13 protein-coding genes are annotated in these 12,911 nt (G+C 38.7%); 6 read left to right on the top strand and 7 right to left on the bottom strand.

All coding sequences use genetic code 11. The annotated features are described in order from the left end of the window. Positions 1 to 108: 108 nt before the first annotated feature. The 7 genes from atpG to ACFFUE_RS01400 all read right to left on the bottom strand — a co-directional run bounded on the left by atpG (position 109) and on the right by ACFFUE_RS01400 (position 5,562). The gene (atpG, locus tag ACFFUE_RS01370; protein ID WP_376832140.1) at positions 109 to 972 is read right to left on the bottom strand and encodes an ATP synthase F1 subunit gamma; all 864 of its coding nucleotides are present in this window, start codon (positions 970 to 972) and stop codon (positions 109 to 111) included. Between the two features lie 79 nt (positions 973 to 1,051). Further along, positions 1,052 to 2,626 carry a F0F1 ATP synthase subunit alpha gene (gene atpA / locus ACFFUE_RS01375; RefSeq protein ID WP_376832142.1) on the bottom strand — a complete coding sequence of 525 codons (1,575 nt, stop codon included), beginning with the start codon at positions 2,624 to 2,626 and terminating at the stop codon, positions 1,052 to 1,054. A gap of 18 nt (positions 2,627 to 2,644) precedes the next feature. Next, positions 2,645 to 3,184 (bottom strand): ATP synthase F1 subunit delta, encoded by a 540-nt coding sequence (atpH, locus tag ACFFUE_RS01380; protein ID WP_376832144.1) that lies wholly within the window; start codon positions 3,182 to 3,184, stop codon positions 2,645 to 2,647. 5 nt (positions 3,185 to 3,189) lie between these two features. Further along, on the bottom strand, positions 3,190 to 3,684 hold the full coding sequence (locus ACFFUE_RS01385; protein ID WP_376832146.1) for a F0F1 ATP synthase subunit B: 495 nt from the start codon (positions 3,682 to 3,684) through the stop codon (positions 3,190 to 3,192). Positions 3,685 to 3,763: 79 nt separating this feature from the next. Then, positions 3,764 to 3,973, bottom strand: coding sequence for an ATP synthase F0 subunit C (atpE, locus tag ACFFUE_RS01390; protein ID WP_002664302.1), 210 nt, complete (start codon positions 3,971 to 3,973; stop codon positions 3,764 to 3,766). Positions 3,974 to 4,022: 49 nt separating this feature from the next. Next, entirely contained in the window at positions 4,023 to 5,102 is a 1,080-nt protein-coding gene (atpB, locus tag ACFFUE_RS01395) for a F0F1 ATP synthase subunit A (RefSeq protein ID WP_327984737.1), read from the bottom strand. An 88-nt stretch (positions 5,103 to 5,190) separates the two neighbouring features. Continuing rightward, positions 5,191 to 5,562 (bottom strand): hypothetical protein, encoded by a 372-nt coding sequence (locus ACFFUE_RS01400; RefSeq protein ID WP_376832150.1) that lies wholly within the window; start codon positions 5,560 to 5,562, stop codon positions 5,191 to 5,193. Between the two features lie 581 nt (positions 5,563 to 6,143). On the opposite strand from ACFFUE_RS01400, the gene ffh reads away from it, so the two are divergent. The 6 genes from ffh to ACFFUE_RS01430 all read left to right on the top strand — a co-directional run bounded on the left by ffh (position 6,144) and on the right by ACFFUE_RS01430 (position 12,903). Beyond that, the gene (gene ffh / locus ACFFUE_RS01405) at positions 6,144 to 7,523 is read left to right on the top strand and encodes a signal recognition particle protein (protein WP_327984739.1); all 1,380 of its coding nucleotides are present in this window, start codon (positions 6,144 to 6,146) and stop codon (positions 7,521 to 7,523) included. Between the two features lie 494 nt (positions 7,524 to 8,017). After that, positions 8,018 to 8,470: a MarR family winged helix-turn-helix transcriptional regulator gene (locus tag ACFFUE_RS01410; RefSeq protein ID WP_376832152.1), complete on the top strand. Its 453-nt coding sequence runs from the start codon at positions 8,018 to 8,020 to the stop codon at positions 8,468 to 8,470. 16 nt (positions 8,471 to 8,486) lie between these two features. Continuing rightward, positions 8,487 to 10,892, top strand: a complete 2,406-nt coding sequence (locus tag ACFFUE_RS01415; protein ID WP_376832154.1) for a 3-hydroxyacyl-CoA dehydrogenase/enoyl-CoA hydratase family protein — start codon at positions 8,487 to 8,489, stop codon at positions 10,890 to 10,892. 32 nt (positions 10,893 to 10,924) lie between these two features. Further along, complete coding sequence (locus ACFFUE_RS01420; RefSeq protein ID WP_376832156.1) at positions 10,925 to 11,287, top strand: four helix bundle protein; 363 nt, start codon at positions 10,925 to 10,927, stop codon at positions 11,285 to 11,287. Positions 11,288 to 11,329: 42 nt separating this feature from the next. Beyond that, positions 11,330 to 12,508, top strand: a complete 1,179-nt coding sequence (locus ACFFUE_RS01425) for a thiolase family protein (protein ID WP_376832158.1) — start codon at positions 11,330 to 11,332, stop codon at positions 12,506 to 12,508. Positions 12,509 to 12,546: 38 nt separating this feature from the next. Continuing rightward, positions 12,547 to 12,903 carry a four helix bundle protein gene (locus tag ACFFUE_RS01430; protein WP_327984744.1) on the top strand — a complete coding sequence of 119 codons (357 nt, stop codon included), beginning with the start codon at positions 12,547 to 12,549 and terminating at the stop codon, positions 12,901 to 12,903. Positions 12,904 to 12,911 lie beyond the last annotated feature (8 nt).

The following is a 12,911-nucleotide window of genomic DNA, read 5'->3' on the forward strand; positions in this document are numbered from 1 at the left end:
AAGTTTTTAAACATCATTTTTACTATTCTGCCCAAATTAAAAAGCCTCTAGCAAAACTGCTAAAGGCTTTCTAACCATAAAACTTTAATACTATGAAAAAACAAATTTTTAACTGTTTTTCAAGGCTTCTGCACCAGATACAATCTCCAAAATCTCGTTGGTAATCGCAGCTTGTCTCGCTTTATTATAATAGATTACCAATTCATTTTTGAGGGCTTGTGCGTTATCCGTCGCTTTGTGCATTGCCGTCATTCTCGCACCGTGTTCTGATGCAATAGAGTCCAAAATTGCTTTATAAAACTGTGTTTTAATAGACTTCGGAATCAAATTATCCAAAATATCATTGCGATTTGGCTCAAAGATATAGTCTGTATCTACCTGTGTCTCATCCACTTCTGGCATAGAAATCGGTAAAAGCTGTTCTGTCTGTACCACTTGCGTAGCAGCATTTACAAACTTGTTGTAGATTAGATGAACTTCATCAAATTTACCTTCTACAAAATCCTTCATCACCACCTCAGTAAGGTTTGCAACCAAATCAAAACTCAGATGGTCTAAGATTGAACTTTGATTGTCATAAACTGTCTTGGTTCTTCTCACAGCGTCATACACTTTCTTACCTATGGTAAGGATTTCGATGTCTTTATCAGCATTTACAGCCAATTGCTGGTTGAGCTCCTTTACGATAGAAGAATTAAAAGCTCCCGCCAATCCTTTATTAGAAGTAATCGGGATGAAAAGAATTCTCTTAGACTCTCTCTTCTGAGCGTAAACCGAAACTTTATCTGGATCGGAACTTGAATTCACATTTTGGATGATTTCTTGTAACTTTTCCGAATAAGGTCTTAGCATCACGATAGCGTCTTGTGCTCTTTTCAGTTTCGAAGCTGAAACCATTTTCATCGCACTAGTAATCTGCATCGTAGATGAGATGGACGAGATTCTTCCTCTAATTTCTTTTAAGTTTGCCATTATCGTTATTGGGTTCTTGGTTGGGACATTTGGCTGGTAACAGAGTACCAACCAAAAGCCATCAACACATCATTATTTTTTAGTATTTAGAAGCAAGGTCTGCTGCAGCTTGTCTCAATACGCCAGTGATATTATCATCAATCTTACCAGCTTTGATAGCTGCCATAGTTTCAGGGTGTTTCGTTCTCAAGAACTCTACATAATCCTTCATAAACTCCTTCACTTTATTCACAGGAACATTTCTCAACAAGTTTTCTGTACCTGCGTAGATCATTGCTACTTGGTTTTCTACCGGTAGCGGAGAGTTTACTGGTTGCTTCAAGATTTCCACATTTTTCTCCCCCTTAGAGATTACCGCTTGTGTAGCAGCATCTAGGTCTGAACCAAACTTAGCGAAAGCTTCCAATTCTTTGTATTGAGCTTGGTCTAGTTTCAATGTACCAGACACTTTCTTCATAGATTTAATCTGAGCATTACCTCCTACACGAGATACAGAAATACCCACATTAATCGCTGGTCTTACCCCAGAGTTGAATAAATCAGACTCTAAGAAAATCTGTCCGTCTGTAATGGAAATCACATTGGTTGGGATATATGCAGATACATCTCCTGCTTGTGTTTCAATGATTGGAAGAGCCGTAAGTGAACCACCTCCTTTTACTAGTGGTCTTAGAGACTCTGGCAAATCATTCATTTGCTTCGCGATTTCATCATCTTTGATAACCTTCGCTGCTCTTTCTAACAATCTTGAATGTAGGTAGAATACATCCCCTGGATAAGCCTCACGACCTGGTGGTCTTCTCAATAGAAGAGAAAGCTCACGGTAAGCTACCGCTTGTTTAGAAAGGTCATCATAAATGATTAAAGCTGGACGACCTGTATCACGGAAGTATTCTCCAATAGCAGCTCCCGCCATAGGTGCATACACCTGCATAGGCGAAGGGTCTGAAGCATTAGCCGCTACTACTACCGTATAAGGCATTGCTCCCTTATCTGTAAGGGTCTGTACTATCTGTGCTACGGTAGAACCTTTTTGCCCTACAGCAACATAGATACAATATACTGGCTGACCAGCGTCATAAAATTCTTTTTGATTGATAATCGTGTCAATAGCCACAGTAGTTTTCCCTGTCTGTCTATCCCCGATGATCAACTCTCTCTGTCCTCTACCTACAGGAATCATAGAGTCAATGGCTACGATACCTGTTTGCAAAGGCTCATTTACCGGCTGTCTGTAGATAACCCCAGGTGCTTTTCTTTCCAAAGGCATTTCATAAAGGTCTCCACCGATAGGTCCTTTACCATCGATAGGGTTACCCAAAGTATCCACTACTCTTCCTAGCATACCTTCCCCTACTTTGATAGAAGAAATTCTCTGAGTTCTCTTTACGGTATCTCCTTCTTTTACCAATTTGGATTCACCTAGCAAAGCTACCCCTACATTATCTTCTTCAAGGTTGAGTACGATACCTTCTACTCCGCTTTCAAATTTTACCAATTCCCCGTATTGTACATTTTCAAGACCGTAAACACGAGCAATACCATCACCAATTTGAAGTACTGTACCTACTTCCTCCACATTGGATTGCGTATCAAAATTCGCTAATTGTTGTTTCAAAATTGCTGAAACTTCAGCTGGATTTATTTCTGCCATTTTATGGTTGTTTTAATCTTAGTTTAATTGAAATTCTTTTCTAATGTTATTCAGTTTTGATTTTACTGAAGCATCGATCTGCTGGTCTCCCACTCTTAGAATATATCCTCCCAAAATGTCTGGATTGATATTGATGCTAAGTGAGAACTTAGAGCTATCATTCACCAAGTGAGATGATTTCAAGATTTCATCAATATTAGATTGGGACAATTGAGATGCAGTCGTAAGGGTTACCTTCTGGATACCTCTCATCTGCTCCACTTTATTAATGAACTCTTGTGCGATATCTCTTAAATGCGTTTCTCTGCCCTGTTTAATGACCAAACTAATAATATTTTTACTCACTGGGGAGAAGTCTTTGAAGATTTCGCTAGCAATACCGATTTTCTTTTTCCCATCAATGATAGGTGATGCAAAGAAACTACGAAGCTCCTTAGAAGTGTCTAGAATCTTCACTACATCTTGCATTTCAGAGAATACAGACTCTGTAAGCCCTGCCTCTTGCGAGAAATCGATTAAGCCTTGTGCGTATCTTTTTGCTACTTTAGATGTAAGCATCGCTATTAGTTAAGATTATTGTTATTCAAATAGTTTTCAACCAAAGTATTCTGAGCATCGCTATTATCAAGCTTTTGCTTAAGGATAGATTCTGCAATACTCACAGAAAGAGCACCAATCTGAGACTTAATATCTGCCATTGCTGCATTTTTCTCTGCCAAGATAGTTTCTCTTGCAGAAGCAATCATTTTATCACCTTCCATTTTAGCGATATCTTTAGCCTCTCCTACGATTCTATCTTTAATTTCTCTCGCTTCTTTCAAAATAGCATCTCTTTCAATTTTAGCATCTCTGATGATTCTTTCATTATCAGCCTTCAGTGCCTCCATTTCTTTTTTAGCCAGTTTTGCTTGGTTCAAAGCATCTATGATGTTTGTTTCTCTTTCGTTTACTGCAGAAAGAATAGGTTTCCAAGCAAATTTTGAAAGTAAAAGCAATAAAATAACGAATACTACTGCTGTCCAAAAAATATTACCTACTGCGGGTGTTAATAAATCCATTTTAGTATATGTTTTATTTTGATTTAACTTTTTAAAAAGAATTCCACAGACCAACCGTCTGTAGAATTCTGTTCACTTTTTATCCGTTACCAAGTAATGCTACTACGATACCGAATAGACCAGCACCCTCGATAAGAGCGGCTGCGATAATCATTGCAGTTTGGATTTTTCCAGATTGTTCTGGCTGTCTAGCGATTCCGTCCATTGCAGAACCACCAATTTTACCAATTCCTAATCCTACTCCTAGAACTGCTAATCCAGCTCCGATTGCTGCGATACTACCTGTCATAATATAAAAATTTAAAAAAGTTAGTTTTTATTGTTTTATTTGTTATCAATTAGTGGTCGTGATGTGGCTCTTCTACTGCAGAACCAATGAACAACGCTGTGAGCATTGTGAAGATATACGCTTGCAATGCCGCTACCAATACTTCCAATACATAGATAAAGAGTGAAAGTCCTAAGGACACTGGCGTTATCATATAGGTTTTCATAATGAAAATCAATGAAATCAATGCCATAATGATGATATGCCCTGCGGTCATATTCGCAAAAAGACGAATCATCAATGCGAAAGGCTTAGTGATAATCCCCAATAATTCTACAGGAACCAAGATGAGATACACCAAAATCTTTCCTGCCCAAGGCATATTATTTCCAAGTGGGTCAAACATATGCCCCCAATAAGTTTTTCTACCGCTAAAGTTCACCACCAACAATGTAAATACTGCTAAAACCATTGTAAAGGCAATATTCCCTGTAGTATTTGCTGCTCCTGGTACCAATCCCAAAATATTAAGCACCCAAATGAATAAGAACAAAGTTACCAAATAAGGTACATACTTTTTATATCTCAAAGAACCAATGTTTTGCAAAGCAATATCATCTCTTACAAAAACCACGATAGGCTCCATAAACTTAGCCAATCCAGAAGGCACATTAGATTTCTTATAAGCAGAAGCCGCTCCAAAGCCTAATATCAAAAGAATCAACCCCGCCAAAAACATTTGTGCTACCACCTTGGTGATAGAAAAATCCAATGGCATCTTATTAGTAGGATGATCACCTTCCATTTGCAATGTCCCTTGTGCGTCTGTTTCGTAGATTTTATTATGATAAAGTTTATAAAACTTTCCATCCACCTCCGCTACTTGATCTTCGTGATGACCAAATTTTGAAGAACTAAAAACCTTTAAACCTTCATCAAACAAAATCACAGGCAAAGAAAACCCGAAAGAATTATCTCCCTCACCCCATAGGTGCCAGCTGTGAGAATCCTGAATATGGTGCATAATGAAAGGCACCGGATTATACTTACCTCCGTCTTCGGCAGACGCTCCGTGGTCGCTATGCACTTCTGCGGAAGCTAGTCCAAACCACATAGCACAGAAAATAACTATCAGTTTTTTAAAATTCATCGTGAACCTCTTTTCTTATTTTTTGCAAAAATAACAAATATTTTTCTCTAATAAAAAATTATATCAAAATGTTTTTATGATTTATGTCTTATTTTTTCTTCAGAAAATTGACTACCAGCGTTGCCTCCACTGCCAAATAAATCCAAAAAATCACAAAATAAACCAGTAGATACTCTCTAAAACCATTCTGAAATACAGCCAAATAACCTATTCCAAACATTTTGAATATTACAAAGCCCAAATATACAAATCCTATCTTATCTGACGAAGAAAAAATATAAAATATCGCGATTGACACAACAACAATAAAGGTCAAGACAAATAATAAAATATGAATATTAAAATCTGAAGGGAACCACGCTTTTCCAGAGAACAGCCAATGCAACCCAAATAATATCCCCGAAATTATCAGAAAATACAAACATTGCCTTAATGCTAACATCACTTTCGTTGAATCCATATCGCAAAAATACCAATTTTGAATCAATATCTGAATATGTTACCCAAATATTCCTCCCCTATTTTTCTAATCCTCTCAACAAAATACACTTCCCAACAAACCAATCATTTTAGACGATATCATAAAAATCCACCTGAAAACCTCCAATTATAGCAAGAGTTTCTCCCACTCTCCTTGCTGTTTCCTTGCGGAATCCTTCCCCAAAAACGCATTTTTTGGGAAGATTTGGGAAGAACTCCCGAAGAACTCCCGAAGAAAACTCCTAAAATATAGGACAAGAGATGACAAGAAAAGACAGAATGTGCCAACTAAAGACAAGCTGAAGGTAAATTAAGGACAAACGATGCCAAATAAAGACAATTTAGCTTTATAAACCGTGATGATTGCCCAATTTTTTCACAAGGTATGATATTGTAAATTGGATAAAAATATGCGCGTAAAAGTCATTAAAAGCCAATCGTAGAAATCTGACAATCAACATTCATTAGATAACGCCTTGAAATACAATTTTGTGCGTTTAACCTAAAATAGTTTTTAAAATTATTAAAATTCCTTATTTTTGCAATTCTTAAATATAAAGTATGTTCAATAGTTTACAAGAAAAATTAGATAAGGCGTTACACAATATCCAAGGACGCGGGAAAATTACAGAAATCAATGTGGCGGAAACCGTGAAGGAAATCCGTAGAGCCTTGGTGGATGCCGATGTTAACTATAAAGTAGCCAAAGACCTTACCAAAAGAGTTCAGGATAAGGCTTTGGGGCAAAATGTACTCACCAGCCTTACACCAGGGCAACTGATGACCAAAATTGTTCACGATGAGTTGGTAGAACTTATGGGAGGTTCCCAAGAGGGGATTAATCTTTCGGGGAAACCTTCGGTAATCCTCATCGCGGGGCTTCAAGGTTCTGGTAAAACCACTTTCTCGGGAAAACTCGCCAACTATCTTAAAACAAAAAGAAATAAAAAACCGCTTCTAGTAGCGTGTGATGTTTATAGACCTGCCGCGATAGACCAGCTTAAAGTTTTGGGAGGGCAAGTAGGTGTAGAAGTTTATACCGAAGATGGTGCCACCAACCCTTCTACCATTGCTGAAAACGCTGTAAACTATGCTAAATCCAACGGTTATGATGTCGTAATTGTGGACACCGCAGGACGCTTGGCTGTGGATGAGCAAATGATGAACGAAATAAAATCTGTACACTATTTCATCAAACCACAGGAAACGCTTTTCGTAGTAGATTCTATGACGGGGCAAGATGCTGTGAATACGGCAAAAGCCTTTAATGATGCCCTTAATTTTGACGGGGTAGTCCTTACCAAGCTAGATGGAGATACGCGTGGTGGTGCAGCACTTACCATCCGCTCCGTGGTAGAAAAACCGATTAAATTCATCTCCACAGGGGAAAAAATGGAGGCTCTAGACCTCTTCTACCCAGAAAGAATGGCAGATAGAATCCTCGGAATGGGAGATGTGGTTTCCCTTGTAGAAAGAGCTCAAGAGCAATTTGATGAAGAGGAAGCTAAAAAACTCCACAAGAAAATTGCTAAAAATGAATTTGGTTTTGATGATTTCTTAAAACAAATCAACCAAATCAAAAAAATGGGGAATATGAAAGACCTTATGGGAATGATTCCAGGGGTAGGAAAAGCGATAAAAGATGTGGATATTAATGATGATGCTTTCAAACACATTGAAGCCATTATCTATTCTATGACGCCAGAGGAAAGACGCCGCCCTTCTATTATTGATATGAACAGAAAAAAGCGTATTGCGAAGGGGTCGGGAAGAAAGTTGGAGGAAGTTAATCAACTGATGAAGCAGTTTGACCAAATGGGCAAGATGATGAAAATGATGCAAGGCCCACAAGGAAAACAACTGATGCAGATGATGAGCAAAATGGGAGGTGCAGGAATGCCCAACCTAGGTGGTCTTGGTGGAATGTTTGGAAAAAGATAACTATTGGAATAAGCGATACTATAAAAAGCGTTTTGGTGAATACCGAAACGCTTTTTTTACTACTCTACTCCCCTATCTATCCACTTAACAGGCTAAACGCACGAAATTTATAAACTACTAATAACTAACGATTTGTATTTCAGTCACTTTCTATAAAAGTAATCAAGGTTAAAATATAATGAACTGATATTCAATGTGTATATTTATCAAATGTCTTCAAAATATAATTTCGTGCGTTTAATCTATTAGATTTGTTGTAAGTAATAAAAATTAACACAAATAAAACAACTAAAACGCATCTGCTCAATAATGGACTATTTTTTCTGTCAATACATCCATTTACCAAAAGTTGATTCAAAATAATACATTAAAAATCAACTCATTAAAACAAAACAATTGTTTAACTCTAACAAAATTAACTTTTTTTTAACATATTACAATATACTATGCACGCATAATATTTGTACATTTGGTTCAGAACATTTTGATAAACTATGGAACAGAACAACGAAAAAATTGAAAGTATAGATTTAATCCTAAAATCAACTTGGCTCGCCGTTTCCAAAATGTATTCAGAAATGGCTCACAACCACGATGCTACCGTAGTACAAGGACTCACCCTCCTGAAAATAGACCCTAAAAACGGTACCAAAAGTACACAGCTAGGCCCTAAAATGGCTATTGAACCTACCTCGCTCACCCGAATCATCAAACTACTAGAGGACAATGGCTATATTTATAAGGAAAAAACAACTAACGACAAACGAGAAGTTGTAATAAAACTAACGGATAAGGGCATTAATTACAGAAATGTAACAAAAGAAATTGTCCTAAGCTTTAACAAAATCATTGTGGACCGAATACCCTCTGAAAAATTAAACACATTCAAAGAAGTAATGAGGGAAATTCAAAATATTACAGCTGAGTTTAATAAAAATAAACATTAACCCCAAAATGAACAATATGAAAAAACGCATCAAACACGTTACTGTACTCGGTTCGGGGATTATGGGAAGCGGTATCGCTGCTCACTTTGCCAATATCGGCGTGGAAGTGTTGCTGCTAGACATTGTCCCATTTGAACTATCCGAAGCGGAACAAAAAAAAGGTCTCACTAAAGAAGATAAAACGGTACGAAACCGCATCGCTACAGAAAACCTCGCGAAACTAAAAAAATCTTCCCCAGCCCTACTCTACTCACAGGCTTTTGCAGAGAGAATCAAGGTAGGCAACTTTGATGATGATTTGCACAAAATCAAAAACACCGATTGGATTATCGAAGTAGTGGTAGAACGCCTAGACATCAAAAAACAGGTTTATGAAAAGATAGAACAATTCCGAAAACCAGGTACTTTGGTTTCTTCCAATACTTCGGGAATTCCTATCAATCTCCTAGTAGAAGGCAGAAGCGACGATTTTAAAAAATATTTTGCAGGAACGCACTTTTTCAACCCCGTAAGATACCTCCCACTATTGGAAATTATCCCTACAAAAGACACCGCTCCAGAGGTGGTTCAGTTCTATATGGAGTATGGGCAGAAGTTCTTGGGGAAAACCACCGTTTTAGCCAAAGATACTCCAGCATTCATTGCCAATCGCGTAGGGGTTTTCAGTATGATGGATTTGCTTCATCGTGTGAAAGAACTGGGACTTACCGTTTCTGATGTGGATAAACTCACTGGCCCCGTAATTGGTCGTCCAAAATCGGCTACTTTCCGTACTGCCGATGTGGTGGGACTAGATACCTTGGTAATGGTAGCACAGGGCGTTCATAAAAGTGGTGCCGAAGCTCCAGAGTTTGCTTCTGTCTTTGAACTTCCTCCTTACCTTCAAACGATGATGGACAACCAATGGCTCGGAAGTAAAACCGATGGCGGCTTCTACAAAAAAGTGAAAAACGCCGAAGGAAAATCTGAAATACACGGATTAAATCTGGATTCCTTACAATACGAACTCCAAGATAAATCCAGCTTCCCTACTCTGGAACTGACTAAAAATATCGACAAACCTTTAGACCGATTTAAAGTCTTGATTTCTGGGAAAGACAAAGCTGCTGAGCTTTACAGAAAAACTCTAGGAGGTCTTTTCGCCTATGTATCGCACAAAGTTCCAGAAATTTCCGATGAACTCTACAAAATAGATGATGCAATGCGTGCAGGATTCGGTTGGGAAAACGGACCTTTCGAGATTTGGGATGCTGTGGGCGTAGCTAAGGGTGTAGAACTAGCTTCCGAAGCGGGCTATACGGTCTCCGATTGGGTTAAAGAATTAGCAGAAAAAGGTGGTGTTTTTTATCAAATCAATGATGAAGGACAAACCATTTTCTTTAATAAAGACCAACAAGCATACGCTAAAATTCCAGGGCAAGAATCCTTTATCATCTTGGATAATATCCGCAAAAACAAAACCCTATGGAGTAATTCGGGGGCGGCAATTCAAGACCTTGGCGATGGTATCATCAATTTTGAAATTCGTTCTAAAATGAATTCCCTCGGTGGAGAGGTTTTAGATGGTCTCAACCGAGCTATAGACCTTGCCGAGAAAGATTATGACGGGCTAGTTATCGCCAATCAAGGGGCTAATTTCTCTGTGGGTGCCAACCTCGCAATGATTCTGATGATGGCAGTAGATCAAGATTGGGACGACTTGAATATGGCGATTGCTTATTTCCAAAAATCAATGATGAGGGTAAGATATTCTTCCGTTCCTGTGGTGGTAGCTCCTTTTGGAATGACCCTAGGTGGTGGTTGCGAAATGACCCTCCACGCCGACCGTGTAGTGGCTGCCGCTGAAACCTATATCGGCTTGGTAGAAGTAGGCGTAGGGGTAATCCCTGGCGGTGGTGGTACCAAAGAAATGACCCTGAGAACTTCCCGTGAGTTTGCAAAAGATGATGTGAAAAACAACCGCCTAAGAGATGCCTTTATGAATATCGCAATGGGTAAAGTGGCAACTTCTGCTTACGAAGCTTTTGATATGGGCATTTTAGAAAAAGGAAAAGATTGGGTAGTAGTAAATAAAAATGCTCAAATCCAAACGGCAAAATCTGTGGCTAAGCAAATGGCTGATATGGGCTATACCCAGCCGATAGAACAAAAAGTAACGGTATTAGGAAAAGATGCCCTCGGAATGTTCTATGTAGGAACCGACCAAATGTTGGCAGGGAATTTCATCTCCGAACACGATAAAAAAATAGCAGATAAACTCGCCAATGTAATGGTGGGAGGTCCACTCTCTGAGCCTACTCAAGTGAGCGAACAATATCTATTGAATCTGGAACGAGAAACCTTCCTCTCCCTCTGTGGCGAAAGAAAAACCCTCGAAAGAATTCAATATATGCTCCAAAAAGGAAAGCCGTTGAGAAATTAAGTAGATGTTAGAATTTAGATATTAGAATTTAGATGAAAGCACATAAGTTACAAGACTTGAAAGTTTGGACAAAAGCAATCGGGCTAGCGAAAGAGGCTTATCTATTAACAGAAACCCTACCCGATGAGGAAAAGTTTGGATTAAAAAGTCAAATCCGAAGATGTGCTATATCTATTCCTTCTAATATAGCGGAAGGGGCAGGAAGGAATCATCCTAATGAATTCATTCAATTTTTAGGAATAGCTTCTGGTTCTACATATGAATTAGAAACACAGTTGATTCTATTAATTGAGCTAAACTTTATAAGTGAAGATGCTATCCAACCCCTATTAAATGAACTAACAGAAATCCAAAAAATGATTTATTCATTTAAACTAAAACTAAAAACCGGTTAGAATGTTCTAATTTCTAACCTCTAATTTCTAAAATCTAAAAAAATGAAATCAGCATACATAGTAAAAGGATACAGAACCGCAGTGGGCAAAGCACCAAAAGGTAGCCTTAGGTTCACAAGACCCGATGTGATGGCAGCAGCCGTTATCGAAAGATTGATGGCAGACTTTCCACAGTTGGATAAAAATAGAATAGACGACCTTATCGTGGGCAACGCAATGCCCGAAGCTGAACAAGGTCTTAATGTTGCCAGATTGATTTCCCTAATGGGGCTCAATACCGATAAAGTACCAGGCGTTACCATCAATAGATATTGTGCATCTGGCTCAGAGGCTATTGCCATTGCTTCGGCTAAAATTCAGGCAGGGATGGCAGATTGTATCCTCGCAGGAGGTACAGAAAGTATGAGCTACATCCCAATGGGGGGCTACAAACCCGTTCCTGAAACCGATATTGCAAAATCTAACCCCGACTATTATTGGGGAATGGGATACACCGCCGAAGCCGTAGCCAAGGAGTTTAACATCAGCCGAGAAGAGCAAGATTTATTCGCCTTTGAATCTCATCAAAAAGCCCTAAAAGCCAATGCCGATGGCAGATTTAAAGACCAGATTGTTCCCATCAAAGTAGAGCAAAGCTTTGTAGGTGAAAACCAAAAATTGCAAACCCAATCTTTTGAATTTTCAGTGGACGAAGGCCCGCGTGCCGATACTTCTTTGGAAGGCTTAGCCAAACTAAAACCCGTCTTTGCCAATGGCGGTTCGGTTACGGCAGGAAATTCCTCCCAGATGAGTGATGGTGCAGCTTTCGTATTGGTAATGAGCGAAGAGATGGTGAAGGAACTCAACCTAGAACCAGAAGCCCGTTTGGTAGCCTATGCTGCAGCAGGGCTTGAGCCGAGAATTATGGGAATGGGGCCTATCTATGCCATTCCAAAAGCTTTGAAACAAGCAGGGCTCCAGCTGAAAGACATTGACTTAATTGAACTCAATGAAGCCTTTGCCTCACAGTCGGTAGCGATAAAAAAAGAATTGGATTTAAACCCCGATATTCTGAATGTGAATGGTGGGGCTATTGCCCTAGGACACCCACTGGGCTGCACTGGCACAAAACTCACCGTGCAACTTCTCGACGAGATGAGAAAACGCGGTAACCAATACGGAATGGTCTCTATGTGCGTAGGAACAGGGCAAGGTGCCGCAAGTATTTTTGAACTTTTATAAAGTTTTGAGTGTTGAATTTTAAGTTTTGAATTACCGAAATGGAAATCACAATACAAGAAAGAACTTTATCCTTCGCTTTAAAAATTATTGAACTATACAAAGTTTGCAAAGCACAGAACGAGTATATTTTATCCAAACAATTATTGAAAAGCGGAACGAGTATCGGTGCCAATATCCGTGAAGCTGGTGCTGGGTTTTCTAAGAAAGATTTTCTACATAAGATGACCATTGCCAGTAAGGAAGCACGAGAAACCCAGTATTGGATTTTGCTACTTTCGGAGTCAAAACTTGTACAATTTGATGCCAAAGAGTATTTAGATGAAATTCAAAACATCATTAATATTCTGACCTCAATTGTAAAAACAACACAGAAAAACCTTAACGATAATATTTGAAATAACAT

The organism is Bergeyella porcorum (assembly GCF_042427575.1).
GTDB classification, from domain to species: domain Bacteria; phylum Bacteroidota; class Bacteroidia; order Flavobacteriales; family Weeksellaceae; genus Bergeyella; species Bergeyella porcorum.